The sequence below is a fragment of the Ideonella livida genome (assembly GCF_010499455.1).
Lineage (GTDB): Bacteria > Pseudomonadota > Gammaproteobacteria > Burkholderiales > Burkholderiaceae_C > Ideonella > Ideonella livida.
Genome location: NZ_JAAGOH010000001.1, coordinates 227,531 through 250,635 on the forward strand (window position 1 = coordinate 227,531; position 23,105 = coordinate 250,635).

19 protein-coding genes are annotated in these 23,105 nt (G+C 73.7%); all 19 read right to left on the bottom strand.

What is annotated here, in order from left to right; genetic code table 11:
- Nucleotides 1-97: 97 nt before the first annotated feature.
- Nucleotides 98-1,483, bottom strand: a complete 1,386-nt coding sequence (locus G3A44_RS01135; RefSeq protein WP_163455643.1) for a sensor histidine kinase — start codon at nt 1,481-1,483, stop codon at nt 98-100.
- Nucleotides 1,483-5,244, bottom strand: coding sequence for a PAS domain-containing hybrid sensor histidine kinase/response regulator (locus tag G3A44_RS01140; protein WP_163455644.1), 3,762 nt, complete (start codon nt 5,242-5,244; stop codon nt 1,483-1,485). The genes G3A44_RS01135 and G3A44_RS01140 overlap by 1 nt, the downstream gene beginning before the upstream one ends.
- Before the next feature lie 155 nt (nt 5,245-5,399).
- A complete protein-coding gene (locus G3A44_RS01145) occupies nt 5,400-6,962 on the bottom strand; it encodes a nickel-dependent hydrogenase large subunit (RefSeq protein ID WP_163455645.1) in 1,563 nt (520 codons plus the stop codon).
- A 20-nt stretch (nt 6,963-6,982) separates the two neighbouring features.
- Entirely contained in the window at nt 6,983-7,978 is a 996-nt protein-coding gene (locus tag G3A44_RS01150) for an NADH-quinone oxidoreductase subunit B family protein (protein ID WP_163455646.1), read from the bottom strand.
- Nucleotides 7,975-9,486: a sigma-54-dependent transcriptional regulator gene (locus G3A44_RS01155; RefSeq protein WP_163455647.1), complete on the bottom strand. Its 1,512-nt coding sequence runs from the start codon at nt 9,484-9,486 to the stop codon at nt 7,975-7,977. The genes G3A44_RS01150 and G3A44_RS01155 overlap by 4 nt, the downstream gene beginning before the upstream one ends.
- 76 nt (nt 9,487-9,562) lie before the next feature.
- Nucleotides 9,563-11,548, bottom strand: coding sequence for an enoyl-CoA hydratase-related protein (locus G3A44_RS01160; protein ID WP_310734303.1), 1,986 nt, complete (start codon nt 11,546-11,548; stop codon nt 9,563-9,565).
- 12 nt (nt 11,549-11,560) lie between these two features.
- Complete coding sequence (locus G3A44_RS01165; RefSeq protein WP_163455648.1) at nt 11,561-12,115, bottom strand: hypothetical protein; 555 nt, start codon at nt 12,113-12,115, stop codon at nt 11,561-11,563.
- A 94-nt stretch (nt 12,116-12,209) separates the two neighbouring features.
- Entirely contained in the window at nt 12,210-13,268 is a 1,059-nt protein-coding gene (gene hypE, locus G3A44_RS01170; protein WP_163455649.1) for a hydrogenase expression/formation protein HypE, read from the bottom strand.
- A 324-nt stretch (nt 13,269-13,592) separates the two neighbouring features.
- On the bottom strand, nt 13,593-14,750 hold the full coding sequence (hypD, locus tag G3A44_RS01175) for a hydrogenase formation protein HypD (protein ID WP_163455650.1): 1,158 nt from the start codon (nt 14,748-14,750) through the stop codon (nt 13,593-13,595).
- The gene (locus G3A44_RS01180; protein ID WP_163455651.1) at nt 14,747-15,013 is read right to left on the bottom strand and encodes a HypC/HybG/HupF family hydrogenase formation chaperone; all 267 of its coding nucleotides are present in this window, start codon (nt 15,011-15,013) and stop codon (nt 14,747-14,749) included. Before G3A44_RS01180 ends, hypD begins: the two co-directional genes overlap by 4 nt.
- A 33-nt stretch (nt 15,014-15,046) precedes the next feature.
- Complete coding sequence (locus G3A44_RS01185) at nt 15,047-17,713, bottom strand: carbamoyltransferase HypF (protein WP_163455652.1); 2,667 nt, start codon at nt 17,711-17,713, stop codon at nt 15,047-15,049.
- A 30-nt stretch (nt 17,714-17,743) separates the two neighbouring features.
- Nucleotides 17,744-18,778 carry a hydrogenase nickel incorporation protein HypB gene (gene hypB, locus G3A44_RS01190; protein ID WP_163455653.1) on the bottom strand — a complete coding sequence of 345 codons (1,035 nt, stop codon included), beginning with the start codon at nt 18,776-18,778 and terminating at the stop codon, nt 17,744-17,746.
- A gap of 49 nt (nt 18,779-18,827) precedes the next feature.
- The gene (locus G3A44_RS01195) at nt 18,828-19,193 is read right to left on the bottom strand and encodes a hydrogenase maturation nickel metallochaperone HypA/HybF (protein ID WP_163455654.1); all 366 of its coding nucleotides are present in this window, start codon (nt 19,191-19,193) and stop codon (nt 18,828-18,830) included.
- Nucleotides 19,186-20,355, bottom strand: coding sequence for a hydrogenase formation protein (locus G3A44_RS01200; protein ID WP_163455655.1), 1,170 nt, complete (start codon nt 20,353-20,355; stop codon nt 19,186-19,188). Before G3A44_RS01200 ends, G3A44_RS01195 begins: the two co-directional genes overlap by 8 nt.
- A complete protein-coding gene (hybE, locus tag G3A44_RS01205) occupies nt 20,352-20,975 on the bottom strand; it encodes a [NiFe]-hydrogenase assembly chaperone HybE (protein ID WP_163455656.1) in 624 nt (207 codons plus the stop codon). Before hybE ends, G3A44_RS01200 begins: the two co-directional genes overlap by 4 nt.
- Before the next feature lie 38 nt (nt 20,976-21,013).
- Nucleotides 21,014-21,238, bottom strand: coding sequence for a rubredoxin (locus G3A44_RS01210; protein WP_163455657.1), 225 nt, complete (start codon nt 21,236-21,238; stop codon nt 21,014-21,016).
- A gap of 17 nt (nt 21,239-21,255) precedes the next feature.
- Nucleotides 21,256-22,143 carry a hydrogenase expression/formation protein gene (locus tag G3A44_RS01215; protein ID WP_163455658.1) on the bottom strand — a complete coding sequence of 296 codons (888 nt, stop codon included), beginning with the start codon at nt 22,141-22,143 and terminating at the stop codon, nt 21,256-21,258.
- Nucleotides 22,144-22,204: 61 nt separating this feature from the next.
- A complete protein-coding gene (locus tag G3A44_RS01220) occupies nt 22,205-22,702 on the bottom strand; it encodes a thioredoxin domain-containing protein (protein ID WP_163455659.1) in 498 nt (165 codons plus the stop codon).
- Nucleotides 22,703-22,786: 84 nt separating this feature from the next.
- Nucleotides 22,787-23,092 carry a HypC/HybG/HupF family hydrogenase formation chaperone gene (locus G3A44_RS01225; RefSeq protein ID WP_375138610.1) on the bottom strand — a complete coding sequence of 102 codons (306 nt, stop codon included), beginning with the start codon at nt 23,090-23,092 and terminating at the stop codon, nt 22,787-22,789.
- Nucleotides 23,093-23,105: the final 13 nt, after the last annotated feature.

The window sequence follows — 23,105 nt, forward strand, 5'->3', positions numbered from 1 at the left end:
AAACAATTGAACGTTAATATCTTGTTCATTTTCAAGACATCGGGGAATGCCCTGCGGCGTCCAACGCTGCACCCGCCCCAGCGGGGCCGGTGCGGGCTCAGGCCGGGGCGGCGGTCTGCAGGTGCGGCAACTCCAGCAGGAACACGGCCCCATTGCCGCCGGGACGGTTCTCCGCCCACAGCCGCCCGCCGTGCTGCTCCAGGATGCCGTAGCTGATGGACAGGCCCAGGCCGGTGCCCTTGCCCACGGGCTTGGTGGTGAAGAAGGGGTCAAACAGCCGGGTGAGGTGCTCGGGCTGGATGCCGGTGCCGTTGTCGGCAAAGGCCAGGCGGGTCCAGCGGCCGTCGCCGTGCCCACTGATCTCCAGCCGGGGTGTCACACCGGGCCGGCCGCTGGCGGCGTCCCAGGCGTTCTGGATGAGGTTCATCATCACCTGCAGCAACTGGCCGGCACTGCCCATGACCATACACGGCGGCCCCGGCGTCCAGACCACCTCGAAGCCGGGGGCCGTGCCCTTGCGCACCCAGTGGATGGCCCGCTCGATGACCCCATTGAGGTCCAGCGGTGCGCGCTCTCCCCGGTCCATGGCCGAGAAGCGCTTGAGCCCGTTGACGATGTCGGCCGTGCGCTGCGCGCCCTCCAGCGTGCCATCCATCAGCGAGGGCAGGTCCGCCAGCAGGTGGTCGATGCGCAGCTTGACCCTCAGGGCGGCCCGCTCGGCCTCGGGCAGCCCCGCATGCACCGCACCCAGATAGGTGCGCAGCCGTTCGGTGTAGCGCTGCAGGGCGTGCACATTGCCCAGCACAAAGCTGATGGGGTTGTTCAGCTCATGGGCCACGCCCGCCACCAGCCGCCCCAGCGAGGCCATCTTCTCGCTGTGCAGCAGCTGCTGCTGGGTGCGCTTGAGGGCCTCATGCGCCTCGCGCAGCTGGTGATAGGCCCGTTTGATCTCGCCCATGGGCCGGCCCACGAAGACCATGCCCACCCGCCGCCCGCTGGCGTCCATGCGCGGGGTGCAGTTGAAGTCCACCGGCACGCGCTGGCCCTGGGCGTCGGTCAGCTCCACCTCCACCACGGTGCCGCTGCGCTGCGGTGCCGGCGTGGCCAGCACATGGCGGATGCGCGCGGCGCCGCCCTCGTCGGCCACCAGTTCGGTCAGGGGCAGGCCACGCAGGGCCTGCTCGGGCCGCCCCACCAGCTCACACAGGGCGGCATTGGTCTCCTCGATGCAGCCCGCCTCGTTGCAGGCGGCCAGCACGTCGCTCATGGCCGTGAGCAGGCTGAAGATGAACTGCTGGCTCTGCTCCAACTCGGCGTTCTTGTGCTCCAGGGCGATCTCGTCGGCCACCAGCTGGGAGTAGACCTCGTCCATCTTGTGGATCACGTCCAGCCAGGTGGACTCGTCCACGCCTTCCAGCTCCGGTCCGGGCAGGCCCGGTGCGGCAGGAGGCAGAAGGCTGGCGTGTCGGGGGGCGGGAGGCATCAGGAGACTCCTGGGGCGGGGGGCTCAGGGGCAGCGGCATCCGCCACCGCCAGTTGGTCCAGCAACTGCTGCAAACATTGTTCCAGGGTGGCCACGGCCTCGGGCACGCCCGGCGTGGCCGCCGGGGCCCGGGGCTCGGGCGCGGTCTCGCACAGCAGCTGCAGACGGCCCGCCGCCTGCTGGACCGCCTCGGCCCCCACGGTGCCGGCCGCGCCCTTGAGGGCATGGGCCAGGCGCAGCAGGCCCTCGCCGTCGGCGGCGGCCAGGGCAGCCCGCAGCCGGGGGCCGTCCTCGGCATGGTGGGCCCGGAAGGCGCGCAGCACCCGCAGCAGCAGGTCGACCCGGCCACCGCAGTGGGCCAGGCCACGCGACCAGGACAGGGCCTGCACCCCGCGCCAGGCCGGCGGAGGCCGCGCCCCGCCGGCCACGGGATCGGGCAAGGCCGGCGCCGCCGTCTCGGCGGCGCTCAAGGACACGGCCCGGTCCCTGCCGGGGGTGGCGGCCATCGTCATGCCTGGTGGCATGTCAGGCGGCGGGACCGCCGGCGCGTGGGCCCCGGGCAGCCAGCGCAGCAGCTCGGTGGCCAGCAGGTCCGGGTCCACCGGCTTGGTCATGAAGCCGTCCATGCCTGCAGCCAGGCAGGCCTGCCGGTCCTCGGCAAAGGCATTGGCGGTCAGGCCCAGGACCGGCAGGCGCAGCTGCAGCGGCGGCCCACGCAGGGCACGGGTGGTGGCCAGTCCATCCAGCACCGGCATCTGCATGTCCATCAGCACCAGGTCCACCGGCAGCCGCGCCAGCAGGGCCAGGGCCTGGCGTCCGTCGGCCGCCGTCTCCACCTGCACCCCGAAGTCGGCCAGCAGGTCCTGGGTGACCTCCCGGTTCACGGGGTTGTCCTCCACCAGCAGCACGCGGGCCGGCGGCTGGCGGGCCAGCAGCTGCTGCACGGCCTGCTCGGCCGTGGCCAGCGGTCCGGTGGGCAGGCGTGCTGGCAGGCCCTGGGAGCCCGTGCGCAAGCGGACGGAGAACCAGAAGGTGCTGCCCTGCCCGGGCTGGCTGCTGGCCCCGGCGTCACCGCCCATGAGCTGGGCCAGCTTGCGGGTGATGGCCAGGCCCAGGCCGGTGCCCCCGTGCTGCCGGGTGATGGAGCTGTCGGCCTGCTCAAAGGGCGAGAACAGTCGGGGCAATTCAGACTCGGCCACGCCCATCCCGGTGTCCTGCACCTCCAGGCGCAGGAGCCAGTGGCCATCGGCCTGGACCGGACCGGCTAGGGCACGCAGACACACCTCGCCTCGGTCGGTGAACTTGACGGCGTTGCTCACCAGATTGAGCAGCATCTGCCGCAGACGCGTGGGGTCGCCATGCAGCGGCTGCCCTGGCGGCGCCGGCTCCACCCGCAGCCGCAGGCCCTTGGCCGCGGCCTGGGGCCCCAGCAGGGCCTGCACCTCGTCGAGCAGGGCCTGCAGACAGAAGTCGCGCCCCTCCAGCTCCACCCGGCCGGCCTCGATCTTGGAGAGGTCCAGGATGTCGTTGAGCACCGCCAGCAGGTGGCGGGCGGCGGTGTTGACCTTGTCAAGCCGGTCGGCCTGCTGGGGGTTGACCGCGGAGCGCCGCAGCAGCCGGGTCAGGCCCAGGATGGCGTTCATGGGCGTGCGGATCTCGTGGCTCATGTTGGCCAGGAAGGTGGTCTTGGCCCGGTTGGCGGCCTCGGCGCGCTCGCGGGCCTCGGCCAGCTGCGCGGTGCGCTGGGCCACCAGCTCCTCCAGGTGGTGGCGGTGGGCCTCCAGTTCCAGGCGCAGGCGCCGCTGCTCGGTGATCTCCTGGGTGAAGCCTTGCAGGGCGACCACGCGCTCGCCCCGAACCACCGGCAGGCCGGCGGTGCGCACCCAGCGGTTGGGGCCCAGGTGGTCGGCCAGGGGCAGCTCCAGGTCGTAGGGCTCGCGCAGGCGCACCGCGCGGGCCACCGCCTCACGGGTCGCGGCCATGCCCTCGGGCTGGTAGAGCGTCTCCAGCATCTGGCCGGTGAAGGGCGCGCCCGGTGACAGGTCGGCGATGCGGTTGACTTCCTCGGTGGCGTGGCCCACGCCGCTGACCAGGTCAAAGCGCCAGCCGCCGATCTTGGCCAGGCGGCTCATGGCCCCCAGCAGCTCGGCGTTGTCGGTCAGGCGCCGCTCGTCCTCGCGCTGCGCCGTCACGTCGCGGGCGATGCCGGCCACCCCCATCAGCCGGCCCTGGCCATCGAGCAGCGGCCCCAAGGTGGTGTGGAAGGTGCGCAGCCCGTCGGCCAGCGGCAGTGTGAATTCGAACTGGCGCTGGCCGCCATCGCGCATGACCGCCTGGGCCTCGGCCCGCAGCTGCGCGGCCTGGACCGGCGGCAGCAGGTGGGTGTCGTCCTGACCGATGACCGATTCGGCCGGCCGCCCGGCCAGCCGGGCCCCCGCGGCGTTGAACAACAGGTAGCGGCCGGCCGTGTCCTGGGCAAAAAGGATGTCGGTGCTGCTTCCGGCCAGCCACTCCAGCAGGCGCAGGTTGCGCAGCTCGGTTTCTTGCTGCTGGTTCTGGGCCTCGGCCCGGGCCAGGGCGCGGCGCTCGCGCAGCAGAAAGACCGCGATGCCGGCGCACAGCATGGCCGCCAGCACCGCGGCGGCCAGCGCCACCGCATCGTGCAGCACCCCTTGCCAGAGGTCAGCCTCCCGCACGCTGGTCAGCAGCCACCAGTCGGTGCCGGCCAGGGGGGTGACCAGGCCACGCACCGGCTGCCGGTCCTGGTCGTGGCCCTCACGCACCTCGCCCAGCGCCAGCTCGCCGCGGGCCACCCGCCCGGGCAGCCACAGGGGCGGCTGCGCAGCCAAGGCAGCGGGCAGCTGGCCCGGCCGCACCACCTGCCCGCCTTCCACCCGCAGCAGCTCGGTGTGGACCGGCAGGCCGCCGCCGGGCCCCACGGCCCGGGCCGGCAGCAGGTGCGCGGGCAGCACGGCATGGAACAGGGCCACGGCCCCGGCCGGCTGCCCGGTGCGCACCAGGGGCACCACCAGGTCGAGGCCGCCGTGGCCGTCGGTGCGCAGCCCGCTCAGCCGCGTCTGGCCATCAAGGGCGGCCTGGCGCACCAGGGTTAGGATCTGTTCGGAGAGTTCATGGTGGCTGCCAACCTCGCGCAGCAGCACCCGGCCCTGGCCATCCAACAGGGTCACGTCCTGCAGGTGGTTGATGGTGCGGGCATCGACCAGGCGAGCCATCAGCCGCTCGGCGGCCTGGGGCGAGCCACCGCCCTGCCAGTCCCGGTGCAAGTCGGCCATGTAGGTGCTGCCGCGCACAAACTCCGCCTGGCTCACCCGGTCGGCCAGCCAGCCGGCCACCTGCTGGGCCTGCTGGCCGCTGTAATCCTGCAACTGGGGCACCAGCCGCTGCAGGGCCTGGTGGTGGCTCAAGGCCAGCGCGATGGTGGCCGCCGCGGCCACACCCACCGCCAGCACCGCCATGGCCAGCGGCAGGCGCACGACAGGCACGCGGCCGGCTGGCTCGGCCCCCGCCGCGGCCTGCGGGCGACGCAGCACCAGGTACAGGCCCAGCGTCACCCCGGCCACCGCCAGCCAGTCCGTGAGCCCGTCCAATCCGGCCAGCACGCCCGGGTCGTCCACCAGCCAGTCCAGCAGCAGGTCGGACAGCAGCACCCAGGCCGATGCGCCCACCCCAAAGGCCAACGCCACGCGCCCGGCCCAGCGGCGCTGCGCGGCCGGCGTGCGTCCACCGGTGCTGTCGCTCATGCGCGTCTCCATCGACGTCCCACGCCTCGTGTCTCCTCAACGCGCGGCCTCTTGGGACCGGCAGAGGCCCGATGCTGCCACGACCGGACAGATCATGGCGGCAACGCCCGTCCGGCGGTGGGGGCCGCCCGGCCGCCGACGCGGGCCGGACGGTCTCAATGCACCGTGCAGACCATGCAGGGGTCGAAGGAACGCACGATGTGCTGCACCGCCACCGGCTGGGTCTCACCCGGTCGCACCGGGGCGCCGGCCAGCGCGGCCTCCAGGGCCCCGGGGCGGCCTGCGGCGTCACGGGGCGAGAAGTTCCAGCTGGTGGGCGCCACGATCTGGTAGTGCGCCAGCCGGCCACCCTCGATGCGCAGCCAGTGGCCCAGGCTGCCGCGGGCGGCCTCGGTGAAGCCGGCTCCTTGGCCCTCCTCGGGCAGGACCGTGGGGACGGCAAACGGCTCACGCGGCACGATGGCGCCCAGCCAGCCCTCCATCATCGGCAGCACCCGGGCCAGTTCCAGCAGACGCGCCAGCACCCGGGCCAGCACCGAGGACCCGGCCCGCGCCACCAGCGCGGCCACCAGCGGCTGGCCGCTGGCCAGCTGCCGGGCCAGGGCGCCGGTCTCGACCACCTGACCGGCCAGGCGCGGGGCCTTGTTCCAGGTGTAGGCCCCCGGTTTGTCGGGATCGGGCCGGGTGAGGCCCCGGGCCGGGTGCAGGGGGCCGCCGGCGTCGGCCAGCCAGGCGTGGGTGCAGTCCTCGGTGATGCGGCCGGTGTCCACGGGCTGCAGCCCGCCGTCGCGCCACACCCCGCCGGCCAGGGCATGCCCGCCGCCGGGCAACCGGTAGGCGCCCAGGCTCAAGGTCTGGCCGGGCCCGGGGCCCAGGCGGTCCAGCCCCAGGTCGGCGGCCACGGTGAGGAACAGGCGCAGATCGCCGCGGCCGGGGTCCCGGGCCTGCCAGGCGGCCAGGGCGGTCTCGTCGGCCAGCGCGGCCACCTCCTCCAGCGGGGCGGCAAAGAGCACCTGCTCCAGAAAGGCACGGAACTCCCGCAGCTTGGCCAGCAGCCGGATGCGCTCGGCCGGCTCCAGGGCCCGCGAACTGCCGCCCGGCAGCACGGCGTGGGTATGGGGCCACCGCCCGCCCAGGGTGCCCAGCAGCGTGAACCAGCGCTGGCGGGCGGCCAGGGCCTGGCGGGCATGCAGGCCCTGGCCGCAGGGGGCGGCCGGCCCGCCACCGCCAGGCCCGTCTTGGACGACCGCGGCCAGGCGGTCGGCGGCGCTGGGGGCGGACCAGCGGCGGCAGGCCTCGGCATGCCAGGGGCGGTCGGCATAGACCGGCCGGGTGAAATCCGGGGTGAAGAACAGGTAGAAGTGCGCCAGGTGGTCGGCCAGGTTCTCGCAGGCCAGCATGAGGTTGGTGGCCAACAGGCCGTTGGGCGGCGGGCTCACCCCGGCGGCGTCGGCCAGGGCCTGGGCCGCGGCCACCGACTGGGAGACCGAGCAGATGCCGCAGATGCGGGGCACGATGACCAGCGCGTCCAGCGGGTCGCGCCCGGGCAGGATCTGCTCGAAGCCGCGGTACATGGTGGCATTGACCTGGGCGGCCGCCACCCGGCCGTCCTGCACCGTCAGCTGCACCTCCAGGTCCCCCTCCACGCGGTTGAAAGGGCCCATGAGCAGGCGGCGGGTGCCGGCGGGCGGGGTCGCGGGGGCATCGGGATCGGGCATGGGCGGCACGGGGCGGGGGTTCACTTCAGGCGGGTGCGGCGCACCACGGGGGGCGTCACCACATGGTCGGCCGTGGCGTTGGTCTTGACGCGCTTGGGGGTGGCGCTCTTGCTCAGGCTGGCCAGGGCCACGAACCAGGCCTTGGGCATGTCGGTGGGCAGGCCGATGGGGATGCCGGCGACCTTGGGCGTGGCATGGAAGGGGTGGCCGGGGTCCTGGAAACCGGGCTCGGTGCAGCTGATGCAGGCGTAGCCGCCGCGGGTGCAGCTGCCCTCGCCGTTCCACAGCCGGGTGTTGCAGTCGGCATGGGCCTGGGTGCCCTTGCAGCCCATGTGCTCCATCATGCAGCCCAGGTCGCTGGGCTTCTCGGCACTGGCCTTGAATTCGTAGAACTCATTGCGGGTGCAGCCGTGGTGCACCAGCTGGTCGGCATAGAAGCGCGGGCGCTGCAGCGGATCCAGGTCGGCGGCGCTGAACTGGTTGGCCGCCAGGGCCATGAGGCTGTCCATCACCCAGCCGGGGTGGGTGGGGCAGCCGGCGATGTTGACCACCGGCAGACCGTCCCCCGCGCGGAAATCAGCGCCCAGCAGGCCACCGGGCACGTCGTCGTCGTACTGCAGGCCGCAGGCTTCGGTGGGGTTGGGCCCGGCGGCGGTGACGCCGCCCCAGGCGGCGCAGGCGCCCACGGCCACCACATGGCGGGCCACGCCGGCCAGGCGCCGCACCCACTGCACCATGGGCACGCCGGTGCCTGCCAGCAGGTGGAAGCGGCCGGTGCCCTGCGGCCCTTGCAGCAGCGAGCCCTCCACCGCCAGCACGTCCAGCGCCACCCGGCCCTGCAGGCAGTCCTCCAGCACGGCCAGCAGCTCGTCGCCGCTCTCCAGCGACAGCGAGGGGTGCCACAGCAGGCGGATGCCGGCGGCCTGGAGCTGCCCCATGAAGTCGGGCGTCTCGTCGTTGAGCAGGGACATGCTGCAGCCGCCGCAGCCCCCCGATTGCAGCCAGAGCAGATTCATGCGGACGCTCCTGCGTGAAACGGGGCCTCGTCCAGGCCCAGGCGTTGCAGCTTGGCCCTCAAGCCCATGCGCGAGAGGCCCAGCTCGGCCGCCGCGCGGGTTTTGTTCCAGCGGTGGCGCAGCAGCACTTCGCGCAGCACCATCGCCTCCACCGCCTCCAGGCGCTCCTGCAGGGTGCCGCTGGCGGGCAGGCCCGGCTGGCCGGCGGGATCGGGCAGGCGGGTGCCGGCACGGCCCCGCAACACGCGCGGCGAGAAGGCGGCGGCCGGCAGCTCGGCGCCCTCGCTCAGGGCGATGGCGCGGGCGATCTCGTTGCGCAGCTCGCGGATGTTGCCGGGCCAGGGGTAGGCCACCAGGCAGGCCAGGGCATCGTCGCCCAGGCGCAGGCCCGGCCGGCCCAGCTCGGCCCCCACGTCCTGCAGCAGACGCTGGGCGATGGGGGCGACGTCGCCCGGACGCTCGCGCAGGGCGGGCATCTGCAGGGTGACGCCGGCGATGCGGTAGTACAGGTCCTCGCGGAAGCGACCGGCCCGCACCTCCTCCTCCAGCTGGCGGTGGGTGGCCGCCACCACGCGCACATCCACCGGCACGGCACGCGGCGAGCCCACCGGGCGCAGCTCACCTTCCTGCAACACCCGCAGCAGCTTGACCTGGAAGGCGGGCGAGGTCTCGCCGATCTCGTCGAGGAAGACGGTGCCGCCGTGGGCGCGCTGGAACAGGCCCACATGGTCCTCAAAGGCGCCGGTGAAGGCACCGCGCTTGTGGCCGAAGAGCTCGCTCTCCAGCAGGGTGTCGGGGATGGCAGCGCAGTTCTCCAGCACGAAGGGGCCCGCATGGCGCGGGCTGGCGTAATGCAGGGCACGGGCCAGCAGCTCCTTGCCGGTGCCGGACTCGCCCAGGATGAGCACCGGCAGGTCATAGCGGGCCAGGCGGGCGGCCATGTCGCACACCCCGTCCAGCGGACTGCCCGGGGCCCGCACGATGCGCTCGAAGTCGAAGGCCGCCCGGGCTTCGCCCAGGCGGCGCTGGCGCCGCTCGCGCAGGGCAGGCGCGCCGGCGCGCAGGTCCAGCTCCAGGCGGCTCAGGCCGCGCTGCAGGTGGCGGGCCTCCACCGCGGTGCGCACGGTCTGCAGCAGGTGGTCGGGCACCCAGGGCTTGAGGATGTACTGGTAGATGCCGGCGTCGTTGATGCCGGCAATGATGTCCTCGCTGTCGGTGTAGCCGCTGATGACGATGCGCACCGTCTCGGGCCAGCGCTCGCGCACCTCCTTGAGGAAGGCCACGCCGGTCTGGCCGGGCATGCGCTGGTCGCAGAGGATGACGTCCACCTCCTGGCGCTGCAGCCAGTCGCGGGCCTCGTCGGCACTGCCGGCGGTGAGCACGCGAAAGTCTTCGTCCAGCGTGCGGCGCATGGCGTCCTGGGAGCGCACCTCGTCGTCCACCACCAGGACCAGGGGCAGGTCGTCGGCCGGTGGCACAGGAGGCGGCAGGAAGGAATCAGCGGACATGGGGAGACGGCGGGTCGGTCGATTGTGCCGGCGGGGGGCCGGGGCGCGGGCCCGGGCGGACCCGCAGGGGGGACGCTCAGCGGTGAAGCGCCAGGTGGCGCGGGGTCCAGGCCTCGGGGCTGCGGTACACAAAGTGATGCCGCGCCACGTGGTAACTGGGGTCGAAGCCGTAGAAGTTACGGCGCATGCGCGCCAGCTCCTCGGCGCGGTAGACGGCCAGGGGCTTGGCGGCCTCATCGGCGGCGCGGCGCGCCTGCTTGGCCGCCAGCGTGGCGGGCAGCGCCGGGTCGGCGGCCAAGGCCAGGGCACGGTCCAGGGCGGCCTGCTCCAGCCCGGCGCTGGCGGGGGTGAGCACCGCGTCCAGCAGGCCCAGCGCCTGCGCGGCCGCCGCCCCCAGGGGCAGGCGGCCCTGCGTGATCTCACGGGCCCGCTCGGCGCCCACGCGGCGCGGCAGGGTGTAGGTCCAGTACTCGCTGCCGTAAAGGTTGCCCATGTTCTTGTAGTGCGGGTTGAGCACCACGCCGGCATGGCTCCAGAGCTGGTCCGCGGCCAGGGCCAGAAAACAACCGCCCGCTCCGGCATTGCCGCGCAGCAGCGCCACGGTGAGCTTGCCGGTGCACTGCAGCACGGCCAGTGCGGCATCGTCCATCGCCTCGATGTGGCGCCAGGAGGCGTCGGCCGCGCTGTCTCCCGGCCGGTGGGCCGCCGCCTCGATCTCATGCAGGTGGATGCCGTTGCTGAAGAAATCCGGTCCGCCGGCCAGCACCAGCACCCGGGTGTCGTCCTGCGCCACCTCGGCCAGGGCGGCGGCCAGGCGCCGGCACTGGCGCTCGCTCATCGCCCCGTTGTGGAAGGCAAAACGCAGCCAGCCCACCTGCGCGCCAGGCGGGCCCAGGCGCTGGTAGTGCAGTTCGTCCCACTCCAGCGGCTCCGGCAGGCCGCCGGCCGCAGGGTGGCTGGGGCGCTGCAGCGGCACGGGCAGCTCGGGCAGCGCGGCGGCTTGCGCATCAAACGCCAGGGTGGTGGCCAGCTTGAGGCCGGCCGCCGGGCCGCAGGGGGCGGCGCCGGCCGTCCACGGCGCCTGCGGGCGCCGCACCTGGCCCACCCACAGGCCGGCCAGGGGCTGGCCGTCGTCATCGGCGGGCCAGGGCAGTGCGTCCGGGCTGAGGGCGCCGTCGCCGGCGCGGCAGGCCAGCAGCACGGCCGGACCGCGCCGTGCCAGCAACTGCCCGGGGTGGGCCGCCACGCCGCGGGCGCGGGCGGCGGCCACGGCCTGGGCCAGGGACGCGGCCGTGGCGGCATGGCCGTCAAACATGCGGCAGGGCTGGCCCCAGAGGGTGGCCGGCAGGCCGGGATGGCCGTCGGCGGCGTTCAAGTGGGCCCGCAACTCGGGCAGCGTCGCGGTGGCCAGGTCCAGGGTGCGATCGGCCGCGCGCAGCAGGGGTTGCCAGCCCAGGGTGGCGGGCGGCTCGAGGGCGTCGGGCAGGTCAGCGCGCCAGTCTTGGGCACCGCCAGGCAGGGACGGGGCCCCCTCACCCGCCGTGACCGACGGGGCCTGGCGGCGGGCTTGCACCCACCGCGCCAGGGCGCGGGCCACGGCGCGGCTGGCGGCGACGTTCACCTCATGGCGGTACAGGCTGCTCTTGGGCACGTCCGGGCGCAGTGCAAAACCGGCGCTGGCCCAGACGCGGCCGGTGTCCAGCCCTTCGTCGGCCTGCAGCACGGTCACGCCCCAGGCGCCGGGCGGGCGCAGCACGGCCCAGTCCAGCGCGCTGGGACCGCGGTCACCCGGCGGGCCGGGGTGCACGATCAGGCAGGGCAGGCGCTGCCAGATCGCCTCGGGCAGGCGTCGCTTCAAAAAGGGCGCAAGCAGCAAGTCGGGCTGGAACAGCGCCAGCGCCTCCTCGGTCACGGCGTCGGCAATGTCCAGCTCCACCGACACGGTGTGGCCGGCCGCGCGCAGGTCCGCCCACAAGCGCTGGCTCAGGCCATTGAAGCTGTGGCACAGCAGCAGGAGGCGCAGCGGGCGGCCCGCCGCCGCGGGGAAGGTCTCAGCCCACACGGTCTTTGGGTCTCAGTGGTGAAGATCGGCCAACAGGGCCCGGGCGGCCTTGCGGCCCATGTGGATGGCCAGCCGGGCGGCAATGTCGTCCAGCCCGGCGTTGAACTCGCGCCAGCCTGTGGCCTGCAGCGCGCGCTGCGCCACGCGTGGGGCGTCGGGCCCAAAGTGCTCCAACAAGCGGGGCATCAGGGCCTGGCGGGCCTGAGCCAGGGTCGCCGCGTCGGCTGGCGCCTCAGGTGGCTGGTGTTCCGCCGTGTCGGGCCCCGCCCGCAGGCGGGAGCCGAAGCTGCGGCTGTTCACCTCGACCACGGCCACACCGGCGGCTTCTATCCATCCCGCCTCCTGCAACAGGCGCAGGCCCTGCCGGGCCTCGGCCTGGCGCTCGGAGCCGGCCTCGGCCACCTGCAGCAGCAGTTTGCCGGCCGCATCCCGCCCGTTGACCATCACCAGCAGCGCCCGCAGCCGGGGGGTCAGGCTGACGGTGGCGGCCTGCGCCGCGTCGTGGCGCGACAGCGCGGCCTGCCCGGCGGCGGTCTTGCGGAAGATGGTCTCGGACAGCAGGGCCATGGGGGTCTCCTCTTTTGTGGGTGTGGCGGGGCCGGCGGGCCGAGCCGGCGCAGGCAGGTCAGGTGGGCGGCAGGCTCCTGTGGGGGTAACGGGTTCAGCAGATGCGCGGCAGGGGCTCACCGCTGAGCCAGTCCACCACGCGCTGGCCGCCAAAGCGGGTGGCCATCTGCACAAAGTGGTGCGGGTCGTCGGTGAGCACACCGATGCGCGCAGCCTGGCGGCCCAGGGGGTGGGCGCGCAGGGCCGCCAGCGCGGCGTCGGCCGCCTCAGGCGCGACGATGGCGATCAGCTTGCCTTCGTTGGCGATGTAGAGCGGGTCCAGGCCCAGCAACTCGCAGGCGGCTTCCACCTGGGGCAGCATGGGGATGGCGGCTTCTTGCAGCAGCATGCCGGCGCCGCTTTGTGCGGCGATTTCATTGAGGGTGGTGGCCAGGCCGCCGCGGGTGGGGTCACGCAGGGTGCGCACCGCGCCTTCGGGCACGGCGGCCAGCAGGTCGGCCACCAAGGTGTGCAGGGCGGCGGTGTCGGAGGTGATGGCAGTCTCAAACTCCAGCGATTCACGCAGCGAGAGCACGGCCACACCATGCTCGCCCATCGTGCCCGAGACCAGCACCACATCACCCGGCCGGCCACGGGCGCCGCCCATTTGCCGGCCCGGCGGCAGCGCGCCCAGGCCGGTGGTGCTGATGAAGACACCGTCGCCATGGCCCTGCTCCACCACCTTGGTGTCGCCGGTGACGATGGGCACGCCGGCCTCGGCCGCCGCAGCGGCCATGGACTGGACGATGCGTTTCAGATCCGCCAGCGGAAAGCCTTCTTCGAGGATGAAGCTGGCGGAGAGGTACAGGGGCTGGGCGCCCATCATGGCCACGTCGTTCAAGGTGCCGTGCACGCTGAGGCAGCCGATGTCGCCGCCAGGAAAGAACAGCGGGGAGATGACGTGCCCGTCGGTGGCCATGACGAGGCGGTGGCCCGGGGGCGGTGCGGGGAGCGCGGCACCGTCGTCGCCTTGGCGGAGGAATTCGTTGTCAAAGGCGCTGGCGAACAGCTCGCGGATGAGCTGGGCGCTGGCCCGGCCGCCGGCGCCGTGGTTCATGTCCACGCGGCCGGTTTTGAAGTCCAGGGGGCGGACGTAGTCTTTTTTGGCGGTCATGGGGTGGGGTGGATTCAGGTCGTGTGGGGGCTGGGCATCAGGCAGAGGTGGGCGTGCACAGGCGAGGGGTGCGCCATGGGGCTCGTGTCCCCCGGCCTGCGGCCTCCTCCTTGACCTCGCCCCACGGCACACCCCTCACCTGTGTTCGACGGCTGGAGGCTGGCCACGGTGGGCAGGCCACAGGGCGTACCCGATCAGGCGGGTGGGTGGCCCTGCAGAGCGAAGTCAAGGGGGAGACCCGCGCCGCAGGCGAGGGTCGGAGGACATGAGCGGCGCAGGGCCACCCGCCCGCCTGATCCCACGCCACGCTGCGCAAGTAAGTCATCACGCCGCCACCACCGGAATGTCGCGGAAGCGGCCGTAGCTGTAGTGGGCGGCGCAGGCGCCCTCGGAGGACACCATGCAGGAGCCCATGGGGTTTTCGGGCGTGCAGACGGTGCCGAAGAGTTTGCAGTCGGTGGGGCGCTTGACGCCGCGCAGGATGGCGCCGCATTCGCACTGCTTGTGGTCGGGCACGGGCTGGTAGCGCAGGCCGAATTTGCGCTCGGCGTCAAACGCGGCATAGGCCGGGCGCAGTTGCAGCGCGCTGTAGGGCACTTCACCCAGGCCGCGCCATTCAAAGCTGGGGCGCAGTTCCATCACCTCACTCACCACGGCCTGGGCGGCCAGGTTGCCCTCGGGCGTGACGGCGCGGGTGAATTCGTTTTCCACCTCGGCGCGGCCGGCGTTGACCTGGCGCACCAGCATCAGCACCGCCTGCATCACGTCCAGCGGCTCAAAGCCGGCGATGACCACGGGCTTGCGGTACTCCTCGGCAAAGTGCTCGTAGGGGCCGCTGCCGATGATGATGCTCACATGGGCCGGGCCGATGAAACCGTCCAGCGGCACGGTGCCCCACTGCCGCACCTCCGGGCTTTGCAGGATGTGGGTGATGGCGCTGGGCGTGAGCACGTGGTGGCACAGCACGCTGAAATTGCCCACGCCGCGCTGCTGCGCTTGGCGCACCACCAGCGCGGTGGGCGGGGTGGTGGTCTCAAAGCCGATGGCCAGGAACACCACCTCACGGTCGGGATGGGCCAGGGCCAGTTTCAGCGCATCGGCGGCGGAATAGACCATGCGGATGTCGGCGCCGCGGGCCTTGGCTTTCATCAGGCTGAGGCTCTGGCTGGCCGGCACCCGCATCACGTCGCCATAGGTGCAGAGGATCACGCCGTCGGTGCCGTCGCCCGCGGGGCCCAGCGCCAGCGCAATGGCCTGGTCCACCCGGCCGATGGGCAGCACGCAGACGGGGCAGCCAGGGCCGTGGATCATGCGCACCGCCGCCGGCAGCAGCTCGGTGATGCCGTAGCGTGAGATGGCGTGGGTGTGGCCGCCGCAAAACTCCATGAAGTGGTAGCGGCGGCCGGGCTGCACCTCGGCGGCAATGCGGCCGGCCAGGCCCTGGGCCAGGGCACCGTCGCGGAATTCGTCGATGTACTTCATGCGGCGGCTCCCGGGGCAGTGGCGATATCGCCTGGCGCGGCGGCGTCCAGCGCGGCCATTTCAGCGAACAGGGCCAGGGTGCGCTCGGCTTCCTCCGCGTCGATCACGCCGATGGCATGGCCCACGTGGACGATGACGTACGCGCCCGGCTGCACACCGGGGGTGAGCGCACCGCTGACGGTTTTGCGGATGCCGCCCAGGTCGATCAGCAGTTGATCGTCCTCACGGCATTCGATCACTCGGGCGGGTAGGGCCAGGCACATGGTGGTGGGGTCTCGCGGATGAGGGGTGTGGGTTCAGGGACGGGCCGCCAGGCGCCAAGCGGCCATTTGGACTTGGCCCAGGCTCAGGCCGCCGTCACCGGGCGGGGCGGCCTGGGCGTGCAGCACGAGCAGGCCAGCGGCTTGCAGCCGGGCCACCAGGCCTTGGCTGAGCAGGCGGTTGATGAAACAGCCGCCGCCCAGGGCGACGGTGCCCACGCCTTGGGCGCAGGCATGGTGTTGCACCCAGGCGGCCAGGGCCTGGACCAGGGTGTGGTGGAAAGCGGCGGCAGCTTGGGCTTGAGGGGCTGGCACCTCGGCTGCGGCCCCCCCGGAGGGAACCCCAGGTGCGACCTCCGGGGCGGCGTCCAGCAAGCGCGCCACCAGGCCCGGCCAATGCAGGGTGCCCGCCGCATCCACCTGCCACGCGCCCGGCCAGGGCGGCACGGCCAAGCCACCGGCCTGGGTCGCCCAGGCTTCCAGCCGCATGGCGGCCTCGGCCTCATGGTTTTGGTGGCTCAGGCCGCCGATCAAGGCGGCGGCGGCATCAAACCAGCGGCCGGCGCTGGTGCAACGGGCAGCGGCCAGGGCACTGCGGGTGGCGGCCACCGAGGCCACCGCCCCGCCCTGCCCCGCCGGGCCCCAGGTACTGGCTTGGCGCTGCAGCCACGACGCCAAGGCGCCTGCGCCGGGCACGGTGGGCCAGCGCTGCACCAGCTCCGCCCCCCTGCCCGCCTGGGCCAGCAGGCCGGCGGCCAGGCGCCAGGGTTCGGTGGCGGCCTTGTCGCCCCCCGGCAGGGGCAGCGGCGGCAGGTGGGCCAGCCGCCGCACCGGAGCCGCCGCGCCGGGCGCCAGCGCCAGCAGCTCGCCGCCCCAGACCTGGCCGTCATCGCCCAGGCCGGTGCCGTCCAGCACCAGGGCCAGGGCTGGGCCGGCGTGGCCGTGTTCCGCCAGCACAGCGGCGGCGTGAGCGGCGTGGTGCTGCACCGGCACGGCGGGCACGCCCCAGCCGGCGGCCAAGGCCTGGGCGTGCTGGGTGCTGAAAAAGTCGGGGTGCAGGTCATGGGCCACGGCGGCAGGCCGCACCGCCAAGAACTGGCACAGGCGCTCGGCCGACTCCACCAACGCCTGGCGGCTGGCGACGCTGCCCAAATCGCCCACGTGAGGCGAGAAAAAGGCCTCAGCCCCCCGGGTGAGGCAGACGGTGGCCTTGAGCCAACCCCCTGTGGCCAGCACGGGCGGCGCCTCGGCGGCCCAGGCGGGCAGCGGGATGGGGTCGGGCACGTAACCCCGGGCGCGGCGCACGAAGGGGAAGCGGACGGTGGGGGCGGCCGCCTCCATGCCCCGGCTAGGGCCACCCCCCGTGGCAGGACCCGTGGCAGGCCCCGTCGGTGGCGTGGACACCGCCACCATCGGCCGGCGCACGCTGTCGTCCAGCCGGCCCAGGATCTCGCGGTCATTCACCAGCAGCGCGTCCACCAGGGGGCGGCCGTCGGCCTGCAGCGCGGCCAGGCGGCTCAGGGCCTCGGCCTCACGGGTCACCAAGGGCTCACCGCCGGGGTTGGCGCTGGTCATCACCCACAGCAGGCCGGGCTGGGGCTGCTGACGCCAGGCGGTGCCGGCGGGGCGGCCCAGGGCTTCATGCACCAGCAGCTCATGCAGCGGGGTGGCGGGCAGCATCACGCCCCACTCGGCCAGGCCCGGGGCCACGCCGGGGTGGGCAGCCGCCACACCGGGCTGGCAGGGCAGCAGCAGGACGGGGCGGGCCGGGCTGGTCAAGGTGGCCAGCACCTCAGCGGCCGCCTGCTCACGCACAGCCCCGGCGGGCAGGCCCAGACCGGCCTGCACCCACAGGGCGGCGCTGGCCACGGTGGGCAGCATCAGGGCAAAGGGCTTGCTGGCGCGCTGCTTGGCGGCGCGCAGGCGGGCCAGGGGCTCGGGCTGAAGCGCATCGGCCACCAGGTGGTAGCCGCCTGCGCCTTTGATGGCCAGCACCTGGCCGGCACGCAGGCAGGCGACGGCGGCGGCCAGGGCGTCACCGGCCTCCACGCATTCGCGCCCATCGGGCGTCCACAGCGCCAGGCGCGGGCCGCAGGCTGGGCAGGCGATGGGCTGGGCATGGTGGCGGCGGTCGGCGGGGTGGGCGTATTCGGCCGCGCAGGCCGGGCACAGGGCGAAGCCGGCGAGACTGGTCTGCGGCCGGTCATAGGGCAAGGCGCGGGTGACGGAGAAACGCGGCCCGCACTGCGTGCAGTTGATGAAGGGGTGACGCCAGCGGCGGTTGGTGGGGTCGAACAACTCGTGCAAGCAGTCCGCGCAGGGGGCGGTGTCGGGCGGCAGGCCGGTGCCGGGGGTGGCGCCCTGCTCACTGGCGTGGATCTCAAAACGGCCCGCCGGCGCGGCGGCGTCCAACGGCAGCGGCTGCTGGCGGATGGCGCTGATGCGCGCCAGCGGCGGCGGGCACTGGCGCAGGCGGCGCAGCGCCTCGTGCAAGGCCGCCTCGGGGCCTTGCAGCTCCAGCCGCAGGCCTTGGCCGCCGTTGCGCACCCAGCCGCTCAGGCCCAACTCCGCCGCCTGCCGCACCCACCAGGGCCGAAAGCCCACGCCCTGCACGGCGCCCTGCACGGCCACCGCCCAGCGGGACAGCGCCGGCGCGGGGGCCAGCGCGGCGGCGGGCGAACGGGTGGACGGGTCCTGGGCCATGGGGGTACGGCGCGGCGTGGGCGTAGGGGGTCAGCCCTGCGACTGCAGCCGGGCTTCCAGCTCGGCGATGCGGGCGCGGGCGGCAGCCAGCTCGGCCGCCAAGGGGTCGGCCGCCGCAGGCGCAGCGGTGGCGGCCGAGGTGGGGGCTTGCAGCAGCCAGTCCAGCCAGGCGTCCATGCCGGTGCCCGTACGGGCCGAGACCAACAGCACCTCGATGCCGGGGTTCACCCGCCGGGCGTAGTCCATGCACTGGGCGACATCAAAGTCCAGGTGCGGCAGCAGGTCCACCTTGTTGAGGATCATCAGCCGCGCCGCAGCGAACATGTCCGGGTACTTGATGGGCTTGTCCTCACCCTCGGTGACCGAGAGGATGGCCACTTTGCCGGCTTCGCCCAGGTCCCACATGGCCGGGCAGACGAGGTTGCCGACGTTCTCGATGAACAGGATGGGGCCGGCGTGGTCGTGGTCGTGGCTGTGCGCGTGGCTGTGCGCGTGGTCGTGGTCGTGGTCGTGACCGTGCGCATGGCCATGCAGGTCCAAGCGGCCAAAGGCCTCGCCCACCATTTGGGCATCCAGGTGGCAGCCCTTGCCGGTGTTGACTTGAATGGCCGGGGCGCCGGTGGCGCGGATGCGGTCAGCGTCGTGGCTGGTCTGCTGGTCACCTTCGATCACGGCCACGGGCAGGCCGGGGGCGCGGGCCTTGAGCGCCTGGATGGTGGCGCACAGCAGCGTGGTCTTGCCCGAGCCGGGGCTGGACACCAGGTTCCAGGCGGTGACGCCGTGCGCGGCGAAATGCGCCCGGTTCTGCGCGGCCAGGCGGTTGTTCTCGCCCAGCACATCGGCCTCCAGCTTGATGGCGCGGGCTTGGCTCATGCCCGGCACCGAGACGCGGGCCGCGCCGGCGCCGTAGTGCAGGTCACCATTGGGCAGCACGGCGGCCACGCTGGCGGGGGGGGCCGGCGCATGGGCGTGGTCATGGGCATGCGGATGGGCATGCGGATGGCCGTGGTCATGTTCGTGGGGGGCGTTCGCCGCGCCGGGGGCGCAACCGCAGACGACACACATGGGGCAGCTCCTGAAATCGAGGCTTGGGGTGTTGGGGGAGGAAAAGGGCTCAGGGCGTGGCGGGCGCCGGGTCATCGTGCACCAGCAGGTCCACCACGCGCAGCTCGGTGCCGCTGGTGGGCTGCAGGCGGGCGCTGCCGCAGCTCGGGCAGTCGTCCAGCCGGCTGCGGATGGGCACGCTGCTGTTGCAGCCCAGGCACCAGGCGGTGCCGGGCGGCTCGTCGATCAGGATGTCGGCGCCGGCCAGCACGGTGCCGGGCGTGAGGGTGGACAGGGCAAAGCGCAGCGCCCGTACCTCCACGCCGGCCAGGGCACCGGCCTCCAGGCGCAGCTGGCTGACCCGGGTGAAGCGCTCGCGGGCGGCGGCGTCCTCCACCAGGCGCAACACGCCGCCGGCCAGACTGAGTTCATGCATGGTCGGGGCTCCGGTTCACGTCGATGTCAAAGGCCACGCAGGGGTCAAAGGCCACGGCCAAACGGCGCGCGCCGTCGGCATCGGCCGCGGGCAGGCGCTGCAGGGCCTGGGCCAGCACGCCCTGGGGGTGAAAGTTCCACTCGGTGGGGGCCAGCACCTGGGCGGCCAGCAGGCGGCCGGGGTCGGTCGGGTCCAGCGCCACATGGTGCACCAGCAGGCCCCGGGCCATCTCGATCCAGGCGATGCCACGGCCGGGGCCCAGGGGCATGGCCCCCAGGTCCAGCCAGTGCGCGCCTTGCGGCGCGGCCAGGCGCAGCACCTCCACCAAGCGCGCCAGCAGGCGGGTGCCGGCATGGTGGGCCGGGGCCCACAGCGGGTCGCCATGGCGCGACCAGGGGCCGGTGTCCGGCACCTCCCCCCGCCAATGCGGCTGCTGGGCGAAGGCGGGAGCACCGGCCGGCGCCGCGTGGCCTTCATGCAGCCGCTGGGCCAGCCAGGGCAGGGCCACCGCCGGTTCACGCAGCGGCGCCAGGGCGCAGGCGGGTGTGGTCAGCGTGACCAGGGCAGGCCATTGACGCCGCAACAGGCGGGCCAGTGCGTGCTCCTGCCGCTGCGCCCAGGCCAGGGCAGCGGCGCCGTCGGGGCGGTCTTCGTGGGCCTTGAGCCAGTCGGCCGGGGGCTGGCCGAGCCACTTCTGCGCCAGCCAGTCGGGCCAGGCGGCCAATCGGTCGGCGGGAGCCCAGTCGTCGCGCCAGAGCGGGCAGGCCCGCAGCAACACGGCGGCGGCAGGGGCGGCGGGTTCACCCGGCAGCAGGGCGGGCCAGTCTTGGGTGATGCGCAGCACCTGCTCCCGCGCGGTGGCCAGCCGGTGACGCTGCCGGGCTTCGTCGGTGGGCACCGGGGCCCGCCCCTGTGCGGCGGCAATGGCCTGCTGCGCGGCCCAGCGGTGGGCATGGCCGCACAGGCTGAAGACGGTGGCCAGCAGGCCAGGCCAGGCGGCTGCCGATTGGCCCCGCGCCAGGCGCGGCACCCAGTCAGGCCGGGTGCTGACCACAGCGCGGGGCCCCGGCCCCGGGCGCAGCGTGACCCGGCCGGCCAACGCCTCCGGCCCAGTGCCGGGCGCCGCCCGCTGGTCGGTGAGGGGCAGGTCGGGCGCGTTCATGCCGACCCCTGCGGTCCCAGGGCGGAGCGGCCCAGCAAAAAGCCGCGCCGTGCTGGCACCGGGGGCAAGGCCGGCGGTGGCAGGGCTGTGGCGGCTGGCGTGGCGGGGGCGGCCGCCCCGGCCATGGGGGCCTGCCGCAGCTGGCGCAGCACCTCCAGCCCGGTGGCAACGGCGGCGCCATGGTCGGCAAAGCCCTGCATGGGCGAGAACAGGGAACAGACCTCCAGGGCGCCCAGCTCACCGGCCATGCCGCTGCCCTCGAAGGCGCCGATGAAGTCAAGTTCGTGGCCGCCGAGGCGGCGCCAAGCCCGCTCACCCGCGGCCAGCCAGCCCGCGGTGACGGCGGCCACCGCGTCCTGCCGCAGCAGGGGCAGGCGCACCAGGTTCATGAACCAGGGGGTGACCAGCACGCCGCAGGCCCAGGGCAGGCGCTCGTTCTCTTGCACCATGGCCGGCTGCAGCTCAAAGCCCAGGGCCTGCACCCGCAGGCCAGGGTGCAGCAGCGGCATGCCGGCCATGCGGGTAGTGGCGATGTGGCGGTAGTGCGCCTCCATCACCTGCAGCCGGTGCACCAGGCGCTGGGCGGGCGCCAGGGCATCGGGGTAAGAGTTCGGGGTCATGGCGGACAGGGGTGAAGAACGCACGGCCTTTGCGCCGCTCAGTCCAAGACCATGAACTGGTCGGCGGCCCCATCGCATTGGGGGCAACGCCAATGCGCGGGCAGCTGGGCAAAGGCGGTGCCCGGGGGAACCTGCCACTGCGGGTCGCCGGTGGCGGGGTCGTACACCCACCAGCAGATCTTGCATTCCAGGCGCGAGGCCGGGTCCAGCCGGCTGCGGTCGCCCAGGTAGCTGCCTTCAAAGCGCGGAGAGGTGGCGTCCATGCGGTGCTCCCGGGCGGTCAGCCCTGCTCCACCCAGGCCAGCACTTCGTGCAGGCGCTCGGCGGAGTCGGCCAGGTCTTCGGGGGCGGCGCAGGCCACCTCGGGGATGCGCACCACCTCCACGGCGTTGAGGATGACCGTGTCCTGGGAGTTGTAGTACACGACCCGCCAGGTGTGGGGCACGCAGGCGTTGGTGATGCGGCAGTTGCCGTAGCCACGCGAGAGGATGAGCACGCGGCCGGTGCCGATCTGAGCGTCCAGGTAGGCGATGTCCTCGGGCGCCAGCGGCAGCAGCGAGAGGTTGACCACCTCCGCCGGCTGGCCGGCCCGCCAGGTTTGGCGGTGGGCAGCCAGCTCGGTCAGCACCGAGCGGGCGTTGAGCACCCCGGGCGGCAGGGGCAGTGGCGCAGGCGCATGGCGGCCGTCCTCCTGGGCGGCGTGCACCAGCACCTCGGGCACCGGGCCGATCTCGATCCAGTCGTGCTGGCGGCCGTCGTCGGCCTGCAGCACCACCCGCCAGACGCCGGCAAACACCGACTCCTGCACCCGGACCTGGGCGCCACCGGCCATGTCGCCGGGCCGGCGCAGCACCTGGGCGCTGACCTCCCCTTCCCCCAGCACCTGGTTGACCAGCTGCAGGTCGGCCGGGGCCAGGCCGCCCAGGTCGATGGCGCTCACCGGCTGGCCGGCCACCGCCTGGTGCAGGTGGGCCAAGGCTTGGCGCAGCACCCCCACCGCGCCGTCGTGGCCGGCCAGGTCTTCGGGCTCGGGCAGCACAGGCGCGCGGTAGGTGGCCATGCCGCTGGGCATTTGCAGCACCTCCAGCCCCTCCTCAGTGGGCTGGCTGCCGGCGCCCAGGGCGACGACGGGGATGGGAAAGGGCTTGGCGGCGAAGTCGGGGTTCATTGGGGGGGTTCCGGGTGCGTGAGGTGCGGGGCGTGGGCGTTGCAGGACGGCGGCGGTGGTCTCAGTGGCAGCCGCTGGCGGCGCCGTGGCCACTCACCAAGGCAATGGGGGGGCGGCTGGCCGGGGTGGCCAGGGCCCGGCCCACCTGCTCCACATAGTCGGTCCAGTCCAGCATGCCGGCCACCGTGGCCACGTACTGGCCATCGCGCAGAAAGACCAGCGAGGGCCAGCGCTGGGCGCCGTAGCGCCGGGCCACCTCGTCCTCGCCTTCCCGGCGCACCACCCCCACGCTGAAGCGGCCGGGAAAGGCCTTCTGCAGCTCGGGCAGCACCACGGCCACGTCCAGGCCCTCGGGAAATCGCACCGGATCACCGCTGAAGAACAGCACCTGGTCGCCGCCCCGGACGGTGAAGGCGGCCAGGGTGTCAGGGGTGATCCAGTCGGCGCCGAACTGATCGGCCAGGCGGCAGACCAGCGCGTGCTCGGTGGGGGCACGCAGCGGTGTGGGCCGGTCTGTGGAGGCGGCGGGCTGGGGCACGGGGGCGATGGCGGTGGTCATGGCGTGGGGTATGAAACGGTGGCGGTGGGACGGTAGGCGTGGAGATGCCGAGGTGACGGGGATGGGGCGGTAGGCCCGGGGGGTTCAAGGCACGGCGGGGCCCCCGGTCAGGGCGGCGAGTTGGGCCGGGTCCATGGCCGAAGGCAGGGCGAAGGCGGCGTCGGCCTGGGCCCCCGCGGCCCAGCCGCCCATGGCCGCGGCCACCAGGTCCAGGGTAGCGTTGACCTCGGCGGCGCGGGCCGGGCTGAGCGCCTCGCGGGCGCCGTCGATGAAGACCAGCAGCCAGTCGCCCACGGCGGGGGGCTCCGGCAGCAAGACGCAGTTCACCCGCTTGCGCTCGCCGCGGCCGGCCACCTGGGCCCAGCCGGCCTCCACGGCCTGCACTTGCATGGGTATGCCAACG

Excerpts from the sequence above, each read along its gene's own strand:
- G3A44_RS01200 (WP_163455655.1), bottom strand. The coding sequence starts at position 20,355 with ATGAACGCGCCCGACCTGCCCCTCACCGACCAGCGGGCGGCGCCCGGC.
- G3A44_RS01215 (WP_163455658.1), bottom strand. The coding sequence starts at position 22,143 with ATGAACCCCGACTTCGCCGCCAAGCCCTTTCCCATCCCCGTCGTCGCC.
- hybE (WP_163455656.1), bottom strand. The coding sequence starts at position 20,975 with ATGACCCCGAACTCTTACCCCGATGCCCTGGCGCCCGCCCAGCGCCTG.
- G3A44_RS01225 (WP_375138610.1), bottom strand. The coding sequence starts at position 23,092 with ATGCAAGTGCAGGCCGTGGAGGCCGGCTGGGCCCAGGTGGCCGGCCGC.
- G3A44_RS01185 (WP_163455652.1), bottom strand. The coding sequence starts at position 17,713 with ATGGCCCAGGACCCGTCCACCCGTTCGCCCGCCGCCGCGCTGGCCCCC.
- hypE (WP_163455649.1), bottom strand. The coding sequence starts at position 13,268 with ATGACCGCCAAAAAAGACTACGTCCGCCCCCTGGACTTCAAAACCGGC.
- G3A44_RS01135 (WP_163455643.1), bottom strand. The coding sequence starts at position 1,483 with ATGCCTCCCGCCCCCCGACACGCCAGCCTTCTGCCTCCTGCCGCACCG.
- hypB (WP_163455653.1), bottom strand. The coding sequence starts at position 18,778 with ATGTGTGTCGTCTGCGGTTGCGCCCCCGGCGCGGCGAACGCCCCCCAC.
- G3A44_RS01150 (WP_163455646.1), bottom strand. The coding sequence starts at position 7,978 with ATGAATCTGCTCTGGCTGCAATCGGGGGGCTGCGGCGGCTGCAGCATG.
- G3A44_RS01180 (WP_163455651.1), bottom strand. The coding sequence starts at position 15,013 with ATGTGCCTGGCCCTACCCGCCCGAGTGATCGAATGCCGTGAGGACGAT.
- hypD (WP_163455650.1), bottom strand. The coding sequence starts at position 14,750 with ATGAAGTACATCGACGAATTCCGCGACGGTGCCCTGGCCCAGGGCCTG.
- G3A44_RS01140 (WP_163455644.1), bottom strand. The coding sequence starts at position 5,244 with ATGAGCGACAGCACCGGTGGACGCACGCCGGCCGCGCAGCGCCGCTGG.
- G3A44_RS01155 (WP_163455647.1), bottom strand. The coding sequence starts at position 9,486 with ATGTCCGCTGATTCCTTCCTGCCGCCTCCTGTGCCACCGGCCGACGAC.
- G3A44_RS01165 (WP_163455648.1), bottom strand. The coding sequence starts at position 12,115 with ATGGCCCTGCTGTCCGAGACCATCTTCCGCAAGACCGCCGCCGGGCAG.
- G3A44_RS01195 (WP_163455654.1), bottom strand. The coding sequence starts at position 19,193 with ATGCATGAACTCAGTCTGGCCGGCGGCGTGTTGCGCCTGGTGGAGGAC.
- G3A44_RS01210 (WP_163455657.1), bottom strand. The coding sequence starts at position 21,238 with ATGGACGCCACCTCTCCGCGCTTTGAAGGCAGCTACCTGGGCGACCGC.
- G3A44_RS01145 (WP_163455645.1), bottom strand. The coding sequence starts at position 6,962 with ATGCCCGATCCCGATGCCCCCGCGACCCCGCCCGCCGGCACCCGCCGC.
- G3A44_RS01220 (WP_163455659.1), bottom strand. The coding sequence starts at position 22,702 with ATGACCACCGCCATCGCCCCCGTGCCCCAGCCCGCCGCCTCCACAGAC.